Genomic DNA, 16108 nt, shown 5'->3' on the forward strand with positions numbered 1-16108 from the left:
TCCTGATGTCCGACGCGGCGGGAACGCGGCCCGGTCGCATATGAGGTCATGTGGATTTCATGGTTTCCTGCAATCCGTATCGACAGATTCACGGATTTGCGGATTTCAAGACAGGGACGGAGAGGATGTGACGACGCTCTATCGGTGCCGGACGGCGCTCAGCGAGGTGCGCGACCAGTTCAGAGCGATAACGCCGGATCGCGCAAGCTGGTCGGCCGAAGTCTGGCCAGAGCGCGTGGGTCTCGTTGTGTACCGCAAAGGCAGCAAGCGCATAGCGGAGCCGATGCGCTGGGGCATCCCGAGCACGATCCTGAATGGCGGCCGCAATCGGCGCGCGGTTTCGACGAGCATCAGGTTCAACCGGGTGAAGGTCGAGAAACTGGCGCGGTTCGACAATCCCTGGCGTTGCCTGATCGTCATGGATTCCTTCGCATACCCCTCAGGACCGCCGGGCGCCCGCACCCGGACATGGTTCGGGCTGGACAGCCGGCCAGTCTTCGCCTGGACTGGAGTCTGGGCGCATATCGGGGAAGAGAAGAGATATTGCGGCCTGTTGGCCGAGGCGAACCTGGTCGTTGCCGGACCATCCATGCCGGTTATACTCGACCCTGATGACTATAAACTTTGGCTGGGCGGCCGGTTCGATCGCGCAACGCCGCTTGCGAACCGGCCTTATTCAGAGGAACGGATGTATACGGAGGCGCTGGGGGAACCCTGGAACGCCGTCGTCGAAGAAGCATGACGACGACTTCCGAGATCATACCGTTCGCGTGACCTGACCTGCTTTGCGGGCGTGGACGGCGGCGATGAACTTGTCGCGCACCTCGTTGAAAATACCGGCGGGAAGCAAGCCATAGGCGGCGCTGGCCGGGTCGCCCGGCCGCGTGAAACGAATATCGGGACCGGGCCAGAGGAAGCGATTGGCGTCGGTGACGACGATCCAGGAACGCGCATCATCGAGGCCAAGACGGCGTTTGGTTGCATGAGGCAATTCGACGGCAAGCCGATCATCGCGCGGTGGCGTGTGCGTGATGGGCAAGACAGTAACCAGCGGGCTGCCGTCTTCGTCGTTTTGCGTCACGAGAATGACCGCACAGGGCCGATCCTTGCTGGCTTCTTCCTGACCGCGTGTAGCCTCCTCACGCCATAGGAATGCGTAGCGGATCACCAGACCCGCCACGGGTGTCGGGAGCGGCACGGTCAGTTGCGTTCGTCGTCGAAGGCGGCGGCATCGATCGGCGCCTCAGTCGCAGCGATGGCGGCGATATCAGCCTCGCTGAAATCGTCTAATCCCATCACGCGCCGCTCGCGTCGCTTCAAGCGCCGATATTCTTCGGCCGACATCAGCACGAGACTGTCGCGACCATGATTGGTGATGGTAACAGGTTCGCGGAGCGCGGCTTCGCGAAAACGCCCGAAGCCTTTCTGAAACTCGGCCGATGTCACACTGAGATTGGGCATGGTAACCTCCTAATTCCATGTAATGCGGATTATCCGGATTTTCAACTTCCCTCAGTGCCGTAATTCCGGCGCTGCATCAGCGATATTCGTCGGGAAGGTCTTCCTCGGTGCCCTGCCAGACAATTTCCTCGCCTTCGTAGATGCACGAGCACGCCGCGCCGGGGGCTTTCGGCCGGCGCCCTCAGCACCCGGTCGCAGGCGCCGGCCGGCCGGTTCACGCGGCGGCGCGACACGCCGAGCCGGAAATACTCATAGGCGCGCTCCTCCCATTCGCGAGGAAACGTCCAGTGTCGATACCGGCAGATGCGGATCGTTACAGCCGGTTCATCTTCGAGCGGCGGCCCGCCATTGTGCCCACCGCCCGATGCCCCGCGTGGGGAAGACATAGGTCAGCCCTCCCGTTCGAACCGGGCAATGATGCTCGCGGCCGCGCGGATGCTGCCGGCCTCGTTGGCGATATCGAGCCACACCGAGATCGGCGCTGTCGTCTCGAACAGGATGTCCCGTTCGATCCCAAGGCCGAGCCCGACGTCGAGACATTGCAGCTCGATCAGGCTGAACGGCCCATATTCCGGGCAACCGACTTCAAGATCACCGATTCCGAACAGGGTCTGACCATCCTCGTGCAGGAAAGCCGGCAGCCAGACGCCGGGACCAAGCGGGTTGAAGAATTTGGCGACCGGCACATGATCGCCCTGCGGATCGTCTGCATTGGCGATGAGCTGCGCGCGCAGCTCGGAGGTCAGGAGGGTCATGCCGCCCTCCGTTCGTCCAGATCGCCCGTTTCGGCGGCGTCGCGGAAAGCCAGAAGATAATCGGCGGCCCTGGACGCGGCGCTGGCGGCCCGCACGATCGCGCGATCATCCGCGCGGATCACTTCGAGCCAGGCGCCGATATAATCGGAATGGCGGACGGTCGGCACGATGCCGAGCGCGGCGCAGACGAAAGCCCCGGCCATTTCGGCAACCAGCTCTTCGCGGGCATATTTGTCGGAACCGAACCGGCCGCTCTGATCCCGGTCGAGTCTCGTTTGGTGGCCGGTCCAGTGCCCCTTATGCCGATATCGGCATAAGACCCATAATGCCGTGATCCGGATTATGCCGCATGGGTTCCGCTGGAAGCTGGATTTCCGGGCATCGGCCATGCGTCTGTTCGGCATAATCAGAGCCCTTCCAAGAACGCGAGGAGTTGATCGTCGGGCCGGAACCGGCCTGACGGGGTGGGCGGAGCCGCGACGCGAGCGAGCGCCTTCTCCTTCATCCGCATGTCGGCGTGGATGTAGATCTGGGTTGTCTCGACGTTCTCGTGACCAAGCCAGAGCGCGATCACCGCAGGATCGACGCCGTGGTGAAGCAAGTCCATCGCCGTGCTGTGGCGCAGCGTATGCGGCGTGACCCGCTTGGCGCCGATGCTCGGACACGCGCGCGATGCCGTGAGGCAGTGCTTGCGGACCAGATGTTCGAGTGCGTCGCGGCTCAGCCGTTCGCCCCGGATCGACGGGAACAGCGGTCTGCTCTCGTCCTTGTCGTTGCCGATCCACGCCGCCAGCAGCTTGGCAGTCTCGCGACGAAGCGGTGTGGCGCGCTCCTTCCGGCCCTTGCCCATGCAACGGATGTGTGCGCCACTTCCGAGCACGACATCCCCGCGCGTGAGGCCAACCAGTTCGGATGCCCGAAGGCCCGTCTGGACCGCGAGCAGCAGCAGCGCATGATCGCGCCGCCCTGCCCATGTCGTGCGGTCCGGCGCTGCCAGCAACGCCGCGATCTCGTCGGCGTCGAGGAACGTCACCGTGCGCTTCACATAGCGTTTGTTGGGCATCGCGAGGATGCGCTGGCAGTGCAGCAGCCAGGTCGGATCGCTCATCGCCACGTAGCGGAAGAACGAGCGGATCGCGGCGAGCCGGGTGTTGCGGCTGCGCGCGCTGTTGCCACGCGCCGTCTCGGTATGGACGAGGAAGTCGGCGACCAGATCGGCGTCGATATCCTCGACCGTGAGCCTGACCGGCGGCTTGCCGTGGTGGGCGCTCGCATACCGGAGCAACAGCCGGAACGTGTCGCGATAGCCTGCGACCGTATGACGGCTCGCCTCCATCTGGACGCACAGCCGGTCGGTGAAGAAGCGCTGGATCAGCGCAGGCAAGGCAACCGCGCTCATTGGACTGCCTCCCGGCCATCGGCCGTTGCTCGCGCCATCGCCAGATCGAGCAGTTCCGGGACCGCTTCCAGATACCAGTATGTGTTGGAGGGATCGCTATGGCCCAGATAGGTCGTCAGCCGGATCATCTCGCGCGCCGGGTCTTTGCCTGTGCGATACCAACCGATCATCGTCTTCACCGCGAAGGTGTGGCGAAGGTCGTGGATGCGCGGCCCCCGGCCATGCTTGCAGTATGGCTGTGGAGTCCGAAGCCCGATCTGCTGGCAAGCCCGCGCGAAGTTGTAGCGGGCCGCGCAGTCAGTGAGCCTCGTCCCCTTGTCTGTGACGAACAGCGGCTTGGCCGGATGGCCGAGCAGCCGGTCGCGTTCGGCAAGATAGTCGATCAACGTCGCGACGACGCTCGGATCGAGCGGCAACAACCGCTCTTTGCCGAGCTTGCCTTGCCGGACGCGCAGCACGCCATGATCGGTATCGAGGTCATCACGATCAAGCCCGAGCGCCTCGTTGATCCTCAGGCCCGTGACCGCGATCAGCCCGAACAACGTCGAGCAGGTCAGCCCGCGCAGGCCGTAGATCGATGGCAGCGTCTCGGCCGCTGCGATGATCGACCCGATCTCGGCATCGGTGTAGATATGCGGGCGCGACCGCTGGAAGCCTCCCGGCAAGAGGCCGCGCGGCGGCGGTTCGTGCCCCGGATCGAAGCTGCTCAGCCACTGCGCGAACAGCCGCACGATGCTGAGCCTCGCCGCTCGCGTCGATGGGCAGGCTTCGGCCAGCGTGGCGTGCCAGCGCAGGAACAGCGCCGTATCGATATGGGCGGCGCCCTCGTGGTCGGCGAACCGGGTGAAGCGACGCAAGATGCGCTCGCTGGTGCCAAGGTCGTAGCCGAGGCTGCGGCGAACGCTCAGATAGCGGTCGAGCTGGGAGGCGAGGCTCATTGCGCGCCTCCCGCCACCGGCCAGGGCAGCGCGACCGATCGCAGTCCGTCGATGTCGAGCCGGGCATATATCATTGTCGATGATCGGGAGCGGTGCCGCAGCACGTCGCCCACCTCGTCGAGCGACGCGCCCGTATTCACGAGCTGGGTGGCAAGGCTATGACGCAGAAGGTGCGATCCCACATAGGGCGTCGCCGGCTTCTGGCCGGTCGCCTTGAGGGCATCCTTGAGGATGGCGTTGACGATCTGCCCATCCTTGAACGGGCGATGAGGCGCGCGATGGGTGACGAACATCGTGCGGCAAGCCGCCGGTCCTCGCTCCTCGCGAAGATAGCGGCTCAGCGCGTCGCCGACCTCCACGGTGATCGGCACGCGGTCGTGCAGTTGGCCCTTGCCACGCACCGTAAGCTCGCCCGAGCGCCAGTCGATATCATCGAGCTGGATCGCGATGACCTCGGCCGCGCGCAGGCCAAGCCGGGCCATGAGCAGCAGCATCGCATAGTCCCGCGCGCCATGTCGGGGATTGTCGCGCACGCAAGCCAGCACCGCCTCGACGCCTTCCGGCGACAGGTGGCGCGGCAGTCGCGCTCCCCAGACCTTCGCCGTCTTCGGCACGCTCAGCGCCAGATTGGTCGCCGTGGCCCCGCAGCCGAACAGATATTGAAGGAAGATACGGACATGGGTGGCGACCGTCTTGTCGCGACGGGCGCTGGTCAGCACATGCTCCATGAAGCCGATCACGTCAGCGGGACGCAGGCTGCCCGGATCGATGATCGTCTCGCCGAAGCGATAGTCGAGGAAGCGGCGCGCGAAGCCTATCGTATGGGGGATGCTCCGCGGACTGAGGCCGCGCTGTTTGACGAGATAGGTCTCGAAGTCCGCCAGCAGTGTCGCGCGCGCCTGCTGCACCTCGGTCAACGGCACCGGCTGCGTCACGCCGATATCGAGCAGATGCTGCGCGAAGCGACGGGCCAACTTATACGGCCATGCCGTGCCCGCATGCTTGCGCGGCACCTGGCGGCCCACCTGCTCGGCCATATCGAGCGTCAACGCCGAAGGACTGATACCCTCAGCATCCATCACGCGGCCCACTTTCCGCAGGATCAATCGATAGGCATTGATCGTGGCGGGCGTGTAGTTCTCCGCCGCAAAACTCTCGGCGAACGAGTCCAGATAAGGCTCGATGCTGGTCTGCAAATATTCAGGCATGATCGTCGTGCTCCATGTTGTTGGAGCGACGAAGATTATGCCGAATGGGATTGGCGCGATCATACTGCCAACCGCGCGCTGCCGACCAGATGCGGCATAATCCGGATCACGGCATTATGACCCAGCTCGTGAAAAGCCGTGCGATTCCAGTTGATCGGCTCAAAATAACGCGACGGCGGCGGCACGCAGACGCAATCGTCGGTGACATTGTAGAAAGCCTGATCTCCCCCAATACGGAAATCCGCGCCGGTCGCCGCGATCAAGGCTTCGGCCTGCGGCAGGATCTCGCTGGGCTCGGGCGCCGGAACCGCCGTCGTATAGCTGTCGGGCAGACCCTCGCACTGGTCGAGGTTGAACACCGTGAAGCGCTTGAGGAACGGGATCGTGCCGGGCGTGCGGCCTTCCTCGGCGGCCTGGCGCCGTTCGTCGCCTGGCGTGAAGCGATGGGCATAGACAATGGTGGTGCCCTTCGCACCCTTGCAGACATTGCCGCCCAGTTCGAGCGCCTGGCGGAAGGTCAGGAAGGCATTGCTGGAAAAGCCGCGCGAGACGACGGCATCCCAGAGGATCAGAATATTGATGCCCGAATAGAATCGTCCGCTGAGCGCATTGCGCGGCATCTGGAGCGGGGCATTGGCCGAGGCCCAGGGCTGTGCCCAGGGCACGCGGCCGGCTTCCAGTGCGGCGATGATCTTGTCGGTGATGTCCTGATAAAGCGTCGGCCGGTCGCTGCCTGCGCGCCGGCGGGGGGATGAACGTGCCATCGCATATCTCCGCGACGGGCTGGTCCAGAGCCTCTCTCCAGACGCTCAACCCGTCAAGAAAATCCAGCCTTCCTCTCACTCTCACGGGGGCGTTGCGGGGGGCGTAACCCCGCTCGAAGGGGTGGCGCGAGACCGCGAAGCGGGCTGGCGGTCAGGGGACGTCTTTCCCCGCCATGGCGGGAGCCACGGATTTCGGACAGCCCACGGCCAGCGTTACGCGCTGGCGGGTGACGGCGCTCCCGTCCGAACCGCTGCCTGTCCCCGGTATCAGGCGAGCGCGCTGGCTGGTCGAATTGATCCGGGCACGCGCTGGCGATTGCGCCGACTTCGAACTAAAGGCGTGCGATGACGCGGGCCGTCTCGGTCTTCCTTCCGACCTGGCCTACGGACCGGCTGATGCGCAGCCTCGGCGCATTGGCGCCACCGCCTGATCGGCCGCTGGTGCTGGTCGGTCGGGAGGGCCGCAAGCGCCAGATTATCGCGGTGAACAAGGCGGCCCACACGGAAGGCATCGAGCCAGAAATGGCGGTCGCCAAGGAGCAGGCGCTGGTCACGGGACTTGATGTGCACGAAGCCGATCCAGATGGGCGATGCCGCCGGACTTGAGGGTCTCGCGATCTGGGCACTGCGGCGATATTCGCCGATCGTCGCGGCCGATCCACCCGGTGGCCTGCGCCTCGACATGGCGGGCACGGCGCATCTGCTGGGCGGCGAAGCGGCGTTCATGGCCGATCTGGACGGGCGCCTAGCCGACAGCGGGATCAGCGCGCGCATCGCGATTGCGCCGACCTATGGCGCGGCGCACAGTCTGGCGCGCTTCGACCCCACCATCGTTCAGTCGCAGGATCTCGACACGCGCCTTGCGCCGCTGCCCATCATGGCCCTGTGGCTCGATGGCGGCACGATCGACGGATTGCGCCGGCTTGGCGTGGATACGGTCGGAGAGCTTGCGGCCATGCCGCGCGCGCTGCTCACCACAATGCGTTCGGCACCTTTCCCAAGCACTGGCACAAGATCCCGGCGGGTGCTGAGTTGGAGGGTATCACTCCGCACATGCTGCGGCACACCTTCGCGAGCATCGGCAACGGCGGACCGCTTGCCCGGCGTCCCCTGGATGCCTTGGGGCTTTTGACCCCGCGCTTACCGTGCTTGGCAGTTTTCGCGTTTTGGTGCCAAACAACCGAACATTCAGGCTTAAGCTGGCCGTTGCTCGTCATCTCGAACTAAATGAACGGGCGCCCGCCGGTTACCGGCACAGTCGCGCCAGTAATATAGCTCGCTTCATCGGTTGCGAGCATCACATAGGGCGGCGCCAGTTCACGCGGCTGTGCGGCCCGGCCGATCGGCGTATTCTCGCCAAAGCTCTTCACGGCTTCCGGTGGCATGGTCGAAGGAATGAGCGGCGTCCATACCGGGCCGGGTGCGACACAGTTCACCCGGATGTTCTTGTCAGCCAGCATCTGCGCAAGGCCCATCGTGAAGTTCTGTATCGCGCCCTTGGTGGTTGCATAAGCAAGGAGATGGGCATTGGGTTGATCGGCATTGATGGACGTGGTGTTGATGATCACTCCGCCGCCTTCAAGATGCGCCGCCGCGGCCTTGGACAGATAGAACATCGCATGGATATTGACGTCGAAGGTCAGTTTCCATTCCTCGTCCGAGATGCTGCCGATGTCCTCGAAGCTGGCTTGATGGGCGGCATTGTTGATGAGAATGTCGAGGCCGCCAAATTCCTTGATCGCCCTGTCGATAATCGCCCGGCAATGCGCGGCGCTGCTGATGTCGCCGGGCATGAGCACCGCCTTGCGGCCCGCCTCTTCGACCCATTTCTGTGTCTCGCGAGCGTCCTCGTCCTCTTCGAGGTAGGAGATAAGGATATCCGCCCCCTCGCGGGCATAAGCGATCGCGATTGCCCGCCCGATGCCACTGTCGCCGCCGGTGATGATTGCGCGCTTGCCGGCGAGCCGGCCGGAGCCGACATAGCTCTTCTCACCATGATCGGGCCGGGGATTCATCGCCTCCGTCTTCCCGGGCATCGCTTGCTGCTGTTCGGGATAAGGCGGTCGCGGATCGTCCGTCATGTCTCGTCCTTCAAGCTGCGATGAGATGCACCGCGGCCGGCTTGGCCAGCGGTAGTCCGGCCGATTTCGCTTGTGCCATCAATTCCTTCTTGCGTGCCAGCATCTGGTCGCGCAGCGCGACGAGGTCGACATCGGTCTTGCGGCACTGGGCGAACATGCCTTCCGATGGCATCTCTTCCTCATGGACATGGTGTTTGATTTCTTCGGAAAGCACCTTGACCTTGGCGTCATAGAAATCATCGTCCGGGCTCCCGGCGTCTATGTCATTGACCAAGACCTTGGCGCCGTCATGTTCGACATAGGCTTCATCGAGCGTCTTGTCTTTGATCTTGCCCCGAAACGCCGGATAGAAAATCTCCTCCTCGATCAGGGTGTGGATTTTCAATTCCGTGCAGATCTCGTGCGCAAGCTTCTGCTTGCGGCTCGCCGATGTGGCTTTCTCGAACTGTTCGAACAGATTTTCAACCTTGCGGTGATCGGCTTTGAGCAGGGCGATGGCGTCGGTATAATTTTCGCTGGCCATGATTTTTCTCCGCGGAAGTCCCATCCCGGAAATCGGCGGAAGGCCCTGTCCGTTCCCTGCGAACGACTCGCAGTGCGGTGAAGCGCTTTCTGGCTTCCGATCAACGTCTACACCGTCTTGTCATCGTCTTCCTGCCTGGCAGGCCCGTCTTGTGTTCTGGCGATGAAACTGATCTTGCCATTGGGTTCCAGTATGGCCCAGGCGACCTCGGCGATCCGGGCGATCCCGGCCAGCCGCATTTCGATCTCAAGTTCGGCGCGGGTGATCCGGTCGCGGCGCATATTTGGTGCGATCAGCGCGCCATCCTTGACGAGCACGCGCGGCACGCCTTCCAGTATCCGTTCGGCGCGCGGCGAGAGATAGGTGATCCAGCTCAGGGTCAGCGCCCAGAAAGCGATGGTGGAAATGGCAAGCGCGGCGCCCGTCATGCTGAGGTCGTTATGGGTGATGCCCTGCTGCACGAGGTCGCCCATTACGATCAGCAGCACCAGTTCGAACGGCGTAACCTGACTGAGCTCACGCTTGCCCAGCAGCCGGAGCAGAAAATACATGATGAAGAACATCACGCTGGCGCGCAGGATGATATCCATCAGGGAAGCACCTTCACGTCGACGGAGACTCCAGTGAGCCTGCGCTCGCCGTCATAGGCGGCGATCTCGCCGCTGGTGCCGGCAAAGAGCGGAGGATTGATCTGGCCGTCGATCTTGAGACGGACGGTTTCGCCTGGCCGTGCTGGACCGAAAGAGAAGCGATGATAGCCTTGCCTGTGACTCTCCTCTCCAGCCGCCGGTATCATCGTGTTGATGGTCATCTCCCGCCACAGGCCGTCCGATATGGCGACGACAAGGTCGGTGACCGGCCGGACCGGCGTCACCTCGATAATGGTCTCGAAAACCATGCCGCTGCGCAGCCGCTCGGGGGTCTGTACGCGCAGATCGACAGCAGGGGTGCTGGCTTGCCGTATCGATGGCGCCTGGCCGCCCAAAAGGCCGGTCAGCCCCGCACCCAGCAGCGCCGCCAGCAGAACGAGCGGCCATGGGTTAGCGCGCCGGCTATTGCGTTCATGGTCCTCGGTGATGCCGTCGGGCGCCTGCATGGAGCGCGAGCCTTCAGGCCGTGCGTGGTGGAGAACCCACCACGGCCGGCAGCATCTTGGCGAGCATGTCAAGTGCCACGCGCAGACTCTCGATCCTCGTCGCGCCGCGTCCGATATCGCCGAAATGCCGGACGCAATGGCGTGTCTCTACCCCTTGGCCCGCACAGGCGAAATGAACCAGTCCGGGCTCGTCATCGGGTTCGCCGGGGCCAGCAAAGCCGGTGATCGCGATCGCCAGCCCCGCGTTCGACCGGCGCAACGCGCCTTCCGCCATGGCGCGCGCGACTGGCTCGCTGACCGCGCCGCAATCGTCGATCAGCTGATGACTGAGGCCCAGCAGATCGCATTTGGCTTCCTTGCTATAGACGACGAATCCGCGATCGAAGGCATTGCTGGCGCCCTCGATGTCGGTCAGCAGGGACGCGAGCAGTCCGCCGGTGCAACTTTCCGCTGTCGCCAGGCCGATTTCGGCGTCGCTTGCGGCTTCCAGCAATGCCATCGCCGCCTGGATGATCTCGTCTGGCAAGGCCGGCGACAGAGTGTCGGCATCCACTGCCTGTTTAGCGTTCCGCGGCGATGACATCGGCTTTTCCATCATCGGGCAAGGGTGTCGCGCGGCAGCCCGAGAACGATCTCGAAGGCGCCGTTGTGCCATTGTCTCTCGATCGTTCCTCGCAGGCCCTTGAGCGTCGCCTCCAACAGGCTGGTGCCAAAGCCGGCATGGGGGTGTTCCGGTTGCTGCCCGCCGGTTTCCCGCCAGTGGATGGACAGTTTTTCAGGATCGGCGGCAACTTCGACGCTGAGAGTTCCGTCAGGATTTGACAGTCCGCCATATTTGACCGCGTTGGTCGCCAGTTCGTGAAACAGCAGCGCCAGCGATGTCATGGCGTGTTGTCCGACCACGGCATCGCAGTCCGTCAGGACGATCCCGTCCTCACCATAAGGCGCGAGAACGGCGGCGAGTATCGCGCCCAATGTCGCGCAATCGCCTTCGGACTTTTCCTCGCTTTCAAGCACCAGCGTCTGGGCGGCGGCGAGCGACGTAATGCGCCCTGTCAGTTCCTTGATAAATAGCTCGAGATTATCGGCGCGGCGGCCGCCGACGCTGACCAGACCCTGGACGATCGTCAGGAGGTTTTTGATCCGATGCCGCATCTCGTTCAACAGCAGCGCCTGTTCACGCGCATGGCGTAACCGATCGCCGATATCCCGTGCGATGGTGGAGGCGCCGATGATCCTCCCGTCCGCGCTTCGCAGCGGGGATATCGTCACCTCGACATGAACCGGCGTCCCATCACGTGTCAGCCGGATCGTCTCAAGCCGGCCGATCCGTTCACCCCGGCGCAGTCGATCAAGGATGCCGGCTTCCTCGTGCAGGCGGTCTTCCGGGATGATCAGGCCGATCGGCTGGCCGATAGCCTCTTCTTCCCGGAATCCGAACAGGCGCTCGGCGCCCGCATTCCAGCTGGTGATCGTGCCATCGAGCGTCTTGCTCAGGATCGCGTCGGTGGAGTCATCGACAATCGCCGCCAGCCACGCCGCCGCATCGGCTGCCGAGTCTGGGCTTGTCTCGGAATATAGGCTCGCCAAAAGCACGTTCCCTCCTTCTTGCGGCGGCGCAGCGAGGGAAGGATGGGTTGCCCGCGCATGAACTTCGCGGCCGACTTTCTACCGTGCGTTGGCCGTCGGCCAGACGTGCTGAATAACAGACCATGATCCTGCCGACAAATCCGCGCAGATTTGTTTCGATATGATAATTGTCATTCGCGCCCGAGGTTTGATTATTCGCGTTCGGCAAGTTTGCGCGCCTGCTCTCCGGCCTCGATCAGGCTTTGGCCCGTGGCTATCGCGGCCTCTGCCGTCATGGTGACGGCAACGCCGCCCGGGCCTTCGAGAATGACATGGCCATCCTCGGCCGTGGCGATGCCGGGATCGGCAAGGGGCTCGGTCGGCGAATGGCCAGTCATGACGAAATTTCCTTGTTGAGCGCCTGCGGGAGAGGGGCGAGATAGAGATAATCGGGCGAGAAATTGCCGCGCCGCGCGAGAGCCTCGCAATCCTCGATTTCCACCAGCGACGCGCGCATCTGGCAAAGGCCGGCTTCCCTGAGCTGGCGCAGCACCCGGTTGATATGCACGGTGGTCAGCCCGCAGATCTCGGCGATGTCGGTCTGGGTGAGCGCCAGCACGAAGCGATGCCCATCCGACAGGCCCACCGCATGAAGCCGGGCATTCATCTCGCACAGGAAATGGGCGACCCGTCCGACCGCATCGAGCCGGCCGACCCGAAAGAGCCAGGCGCGGTGCATGGCCGCGTCGATCAATGTCGAGAACCAGAGCTTGCGGGTGAGATCGGGCCGGGGACCGAGGATGTCCTTGAGCGCCCGGTGAGGGACGAGCGCTACGGTGACGGCCGTGAGCGTGCCGATCGAATGATCGAGTTCGCGCATGGGATAGGCGTGCAGGTCAACGAACTCGCCGGGAACATGGATGGAAACCAGCTGTCGCAGGCCTTTTCTGTCTTCGATGAATCGGGACATGATCCCTTCGAGGAGGAAGGTGCTGACGTCGATGTGCTTGCCAGCCTCGATGATCGTCAGGCGGGGATCGAATGTCCGGACCTCGCTGATCGCGCCCTCCAGCCGTGCCCGCTCCTCCGGCGTCAGTGAAACGCCGCGACGGTTGGCGAGAAGGCGGTCCATGAACATCGATCGGTTTACCTGGTTTGGGCTGCTGTGTCCTGAACGGGCGATCCACCTCCTGCGATCCAGCTTCCGCGAAGTTTCGCTATGATCGTTGTTAATCGCCGCGTCTGACAGGAACTCATGTGGCCGGGACGGGTTCGGTGCACATGGGCCTGATGCCCGCTCGAAAATCAGCAGAAAGCGAAGAAAGCACGATGGCGAAGAAACCGACGCGTGCCGCGGCGACCCGCGCGCCTTCCAATTCCAGTCAGGCAGGGGCGGCCGCCGCCTCATCGGTTACGGAGATGCCGGTGTTTGACGCCCCGCAGGGTCAAGGCGGCGAAACACGCCAGGTCGCGGGAAACGGGGTTGAAGCGCTGACCACCGCGCAGGGCGTTCCCGTCGCCGACGATCAGAACAGCCTCAAGCAGGGCGCGCGCGGCCCGACGCTGATGGAAGACTTCCACTTCCGCGAGAAGATTTTCCATTTCGACCATGAGCGCATTCCCGAGCGTGTCGTGCATGCCCGCGGCTTTGGCGCCCACGGCTTTTTCGAACTGACCGAAAGTCTCGCCGACATCACCCGCGCGGATATCTTCCAGCGCGTGGGCGAGCGAACCGAGGCGTTTGTACGCTTCTCGACCGTCGCGGGATCGAAGGGATCGTTCGATCTTGCCCGGGATGTGCGCGGTTTTGCGGTCAAGCTCTACACCAAAGAAGGCAATTGGGACATTGTCGGCAACAATATTCCGGTGTTCTTCATCCAGGATGCCATGAAGTTCCCCGATCTCATCCATGCCGCCAAGCCCGAACCCGATCGCGGTTTCCCGCAGGCCCAGACCGCGCACGACAATTTCTGGGATTTCATCAGCCTGACGCCCGAATCAATGCACATGGTCATGTGGATCATGTCCGACCGGGCGATCCCGCGATCCTTCCGTTTCATGGACGGCTTTGGCGTCCACACTTTTCGTCTTGTCGATGCGGATGGCCGGTCGACCTTCGTCAAGTTCCACTGGAAGCCGAAGCGCGGGCTGCAATCGGTGGCGTGGAACGAAGCGGTCAAGATCAACGGCGCCGATCCCGATTTCCACCGCCGCGACCTCTGGGCCGCGATCAAGGCTGGCGACTTCCCGGAATGGGAACTGGGCCTTCAACTCTTCGATCAGGATTTCGCGGACAGTTTCGATTTCGATGTGCTCGACGCAACCAAGATCATCCCCGAGGAACTCGTGCCGGTTCGTATCGTGGGAAGGCTGGTGCTCGATCGACGGGTCGACAATTTCTTCGCCGAGACCGAGCAGGTCGCCTTCTGCACCCAGAATATCGTGCCTGGAATCGACTTCACCAACGATCCATTGCTCCAGGGCCGCAACTTCTCCTATCTCGACACGCAGCTCAAGCGCCTCGGCTCACCCAATTTCACGCATCTGCCGGTGAATGCGCCGCGCTGCCCCTTCGCGCATTTTCAGCAGGACGGGCACATGGCGATGCGTAATCCGGCGGGGCGCGCCAATTATGAACCCAATAGCTGGGGCGCGGCGATCGGCGGCCCGCGCGAAGATCCCGAGCGTGGTTTCAAAAGCGTCGCCGCGTCGCCCGAAGGCGACAAGCTGCGCATCCGCCCCGAAAGCTTTGCCGATCATTATAGCCAGGCAGTGCAATTCTATGTGAGCCAGACGCCGATCGAGCAGAAGCATATCGGCGACGCACTGGTCTTCGAGCTGTCCAAGGTCGAGAGGCCGGACATCCGTTCGCGCATGGTCTCGCATCTGCTCAACATCGATGGGGATCTTGCCGGGACCGTCGCAAGGGGTCTGGGGCTGGCCGTGCCGAAGCCAGCACAGGCCGCCGTGCAGCCGCGAACCGACCTGCCGCCCTCCGATGCGCTCAGCATCGTCAAGCGCGGCCCGCAAAGCTTCGCTGGCCGAAAACTGGGGTTGCTGGTGACCGACGGGGCCGATGCAGCTCTGATCCAGGCGGTCCTGGCAGCGGTCGACAAGGCGGACGCCATGGTCGAGATCATCGCGCCCCGGATCGGGGGCGCGACGTTGTTCGATGGCAATATCCTCGGCGCGCATCAGAAGATCGATGGCGGACCTTCGGTGCTTTACGACGCGGTCGCGATCGTCGCATCGGACGAGGGCGGAAAGATGCTGGGCCGCGACGCTGCCGCCAAGGATTTTCTGACCGACGCCTTTGCGCACTGCAAGTTCATCGGTCTTGGACCTGGCACCGAAGCTCTGGTCAGCGGGACGGGCCTCGCCGGGGACCTCGACGATGGCTGCTTCGCGCTCAAGGAGGCGGCCGACGCGACGGCATTCGTCGCGGCGCTCGCGCCTCTTCGCTTCTGGGAACGCGAACCGCTCGTCGACCTCGACGCCTGAGGTTCATGAATGCTCATCTGACCCGATCTGCCCAAGACGCCGATGGCCCGCAGCCAGAATGCAAAGAGGCATGAGCCGGGGTCAGGCCGTGATGGACCGTGCTCGCCGCCGGAACGGCATTGGCGACAACACCGTTTTTCAGTTGCGCTCCGAGCTTGAGAATTCGGGCTGGAAGAACAAGCGGCAGGTGGCGGCGGCCGATGTTGCATCGCGGCATGGCCGAACCGGGCATTGGAAAGGATTAAGCGATGACGAAGAAATGGTCGCAGGACGTCACCGAGCATTCGGACGCGCTCGACCTCGAGGAGGGCGTGTTCAAGCAGGACGATCCCGCCAGGATCGCCGCCTCGCTCAAGCGCTCGGCCGAACAGAGCAAACGCCGCAAGGGCACGCCGCTGCAATCGGCCATGGGCATGCTCAACTTCTACATCAACCGCGCCGGTGACAATCTAGGCAAAGGACAGCGGCAGGTGCTGGAAGCGGCCAAGGACGAGTTGCGCAAGGCGTTCGGCAAGGAGCCGCATTCCTCTCACAAGGAGAAAGTTCATGGCTAACCGCAGCAAGACGCGGGACGTGCCGGCCGACATCACCCGCAACGTCAATATCTCCACTGAAAATCAGCCCAAGGGTGCCGCACGGAATCCGAGCGATACGCTGGATCGGGACGAGATGCCGCGCGGCCCGCTCGGCGACGCGCGGCCGGATTCCGCGAAAGGCAAGGGCACGACCAAAGGTGGACAGCCGCCGGAGGATGTGGAGAACCGGCCGGGCGTGAGCACGGTCAAGCCCGAGGACTACCCGTCCCAGCAGTAA

At 63.5% G+C, this 16108-nt stretch carries 21 protein-coding genes and 1 pseudogene; 6 read left to right on the plus strand and 16 right to left on the minus strand.

The features are described 5' to 3' along the window. The first annotated feature begins 127 nt into the window (after positions 1–127). Entirely contained in the window at positions 128–742 is a 615-nt protein-coding gene (locus tag ATN00_RS12295) for an SOS response-associated peptidase family protein (protein WP_062064973.1), read from the plus strand. A 15-nt stretch (positions 743–757) separates the two neighbouring features. Here ATN00_RS12295 and ATN00_RS12300 read toward each other — a convergent pair whose 3' ends face one another. From ATN00_RS12300 to ATN00_RS12335, 8 genes and pseudogenes are all read right to left on the minus strand, one after another. Beyond that, positions 758–1198: a type II toxin-antitoxin system PemK/MazF family toxin gene (locus ATN00_RS12300; RefSeq protein WP_062064975.1), complete on the minus strand. Its 441-nt coding sequence runs from the start codon at positions 1196–1198 to the stop codon at positions 758–760. A 2-nt stretch (positions 1199–1200) separates the two neighbouring features. Then, positions 1201–1461 carry a type II toxin-antitoxin system prevent-host-death family antitoxin gene (locus tag ATN00_RS12305; RefSeq protein WP_062064977.1) on the minus strand — a complete coding sequence of 87 codons (261 nt, stop codon included), beginning with the start codon at positions 1459–1461 and terminating at the stop codon, positions 1201–1203. 389 nt (positions 1462–1850) lie between these two features. Next, positions 1851–2216 (minus strand): DUF2958 domain-containing protein, encoded by a 366-nt coding sequence (locus tag ATN00_RS12310; RefSeq protein WP_062064979.1) that lies wholly within the window; start codon positions 2214–2216, stop codon positions 1851–1853. Beyond that, positions 2213–2515: pseudogene (locus tag ATN00_RS12315) on the minus strand (zincin-like metallopeptidase domain-containing protein); the annotation flags it as partial. The pseudogene ATN00_RS12315 and the gene ATN00_RS12310, both read right to left, overlap by 4 nt. A 107-nt stretch (positions 2516–2622) precedes the next feature. After that, positions 2623–3615 (minus strand): tyrosine-type recombinase/integrase, encoded by a 993-nt coding sequence (locus ATN00_RS12320; protein ID WP_062061480.1) that lies wholly within the window; start codon positions 3613–3615, stop codon positions 2623–2625. Next, positions 3612–4553 (minus strand): tyrosine-type recombinase/integrase, encoded by a 942-nt coding sequence (locus tag ATN00_RS12325; protein WP_062061477.1) that lies wholly within the window; start codon positions 4551–4553, stop codon positions 3612–3614. Before ATN00_RS12325 ends, ATN00_RS12320 begins: the two co-directional genes overlap by 4 nt. Then, positions 4550–5761, minus strand: a complete 1212-nt coding sequence (locus ATN00_RS12330) for a tyrosine-type recombinase/integrase (RefSeq protein WP_062061472.1) — start codon at positions 5759–5761, stop codon at positions 4550–4552. Before ATN00_RS12330 ends, ATN00_RS12325 begins: the two co-directional genes overlap by 4 nt. A gap of 59 nt (positions 5762–5820) precedes the next feature. Further along, complete coding sequence (locus ATN00_RS12335; RefSeq protein ID WP_062064983.1) at positions 5821–6525, minus strand: ArdC family protein; 705 nt, start codon at positions 6523–6525, stop codon at positions 5821–5823. A 345-nt stretch (positions 6526–6870) separates the two neighbouring features. Here ATN00_RS12335 and ATN00_RS12340 point away from each other — a divergent pair, with 345 nt between their 5' ends. Together ATN00_RS12340 and ATN00_RS12345 are read left to right on the plus strand one after the other, a co-directional pair. Beyond that, positions 6871–7131, plus strand: coding sequence for a DNA polymerase Y subunit UmuC family protein (locus tag ATN00_RS12340; RefSeq protein WP_062064985.1), 261 nt, complete (start codon positions 6871–6873; stop codon positions 7129–7131). After that, positions 7109–7657 (plus strand): DNA polymerase Y subunit UmuC family protein, encoded by a 549-nt coding sequence (locus ATN00_RS12345; RefSeq protein WP_082635200.1) that lies wholly within the window; start codon positions 7109–7111, stop codon positions 7655–7657. The genes ATN00_RS12340 and ATN00_RS12345 overlap by 23 nt, the downstream gene beginning before the upstream one ends. A 91-nt stretch (positions 7658–7748) precedes the next feature. On the opposite strand, the gene ATN00_RS12350 is transcribed toward ATN00_RS12345, so the two are convergent. The 8 genes from ATN00_RS12350 to ATN00_RS12385 form a co-directional block, all read right to left on the minus strand. Beyond that, on the minus strand, positions 7749–8606 hold the full coding sequence (locus tag ATN00_RS12350; RefSeq protein WP_062064989.1) for a glucose 1-dehydrogenase: 858 nt from the start codon (positions 8604–8606) through the stop codon (positions 7749–7751). A 10-nt stretch (positions 8607–8616) separates the two neighbouring features. After that, the gene (locus ATN00_RS12355; protein WP_062064991.1) at positions 8617–9129 is read right to left on the minus strand and encodes a hemerythrin domain-containing protein; all 513 of its coding nucleotides are present in this window, start codon (positions 9127–9129) and stop codon (positions 8617–8619) included. Positions 9130–9236: 107 nt separating this feature from the next. Then, a complete protein-coding gene (locus ATN00_RS12360) occupies positions 9237–9719 on the minus strand; it encodes a DUF421 domain-containing protein (RefSeq protein ID WP_062064992.1) in 483 nt (160 codons plus the stop codon). Then, on the minus strand, positions 9719–10225 hold the full coding sequence (locus tag ATN00_RS12365) for a hypothetical protein (protein WP_062064994.1): 507 nt from the start codon (positions 10223–10225) through the stop codon (positions 9719–9721). Before ATN00_RS12365 ends, ATN00_RS12360 begins: the two co-directional genes overlap by 1 nt. A gap of 13 nt (positions 10226–10238) precedes the next feature. Next, complete coding sequence (locus ATN00_RS12370; RefSeq protein WP_062064995.1) at positions 10239–10808, minus strand: CinA family protein; 570 nt, start codon at positions 10806–10808, stop codon at positions 10239–10241. Positions 10809–10819: 11 nt separating this feature from the next. Next, entirely contained in the window at positions 10820–11821 is a 1002-nt protein-coding gene (locus ATN00_RS12375; protein ID WP_062064996.1) for a sensor histidine kinase, read from the minus strand. Between the two features lie 185 nt (positions 11822–12006). Then, positions 12007–12192, minus strand: coding sequence for a hypothetical protein (locus ATN00_RS12380; protein ID WP_062064998.1), 186 nt, complete (start codon positions 12190–12192; stop codon positions 12007–12009). Next, entirely contained in the window at positions 12189–12932 is a 744-nt protein-coding gene (locus tag ATN00_RS12385) for a Crp/Fnr family transcriptional regulator (RefSeq protein ID WP_062065001.1), read from the minus strand. The genes ATN00_RS12380 and ATN00_RS12385 overlap by 4 nt, the downstream gene beginning before the upstream one ends. 191 nt (positions 12933–13123) lie before the next feature. On the opposite strand from ATN00_RS12385, the gene katE reads away from it, so the two are divergent. The 3 genes from katE (at position 13124) to ATN00_RS12400 (ending at position 16108) form a co-directional block, all read left to right on the plus strand. Then, on the plus strand, positions 13124–15295 hold the full coding sequence (gene katE / locus ATN00_RS12390; RefSeq protein ID WP_062068742.1) for a catalase: 2172 nt from the start codon (positions 13124–13126) through the stop codon (positions 15293–15295). Positions 15296–15543: 248 nt separating this feature from the next. Then, the gene (locus tag ATN00_RS12395; protein WP_062065003.1) at positions 15544–15849 is read left to right on the plus strand and encodes a DUF3175 domain-containing protein; all 306 of its coding nucleotides are present in this window, start codon (positions 15544–15546) and stop codon (positions 15847–15849) included. After that, complete coding sequence (locus tag ATN00_RS12400) at positions 15842–16108, plus strand: hypothetical protein (RefSeq protein WP_062065005.1); 267 nt, start codon at positions 15842–15844, stop codon at positions 16106–16108. Before ATN00_RS12395 ends, ATN00_RS12400 begins: the two co-directional genes overlap by 8 nt.

This window comes from Sphingobium baderi (genome assembly GCF_001456115.1).
In the GTDB taxonomy this organism is placed as follows: Bacteria; Pseudomonadota; Alphaproteobacteria; order Sphingomonadales; family Sphingomonadaceae; genus Sphingobium; species Sphingobium baderi_A.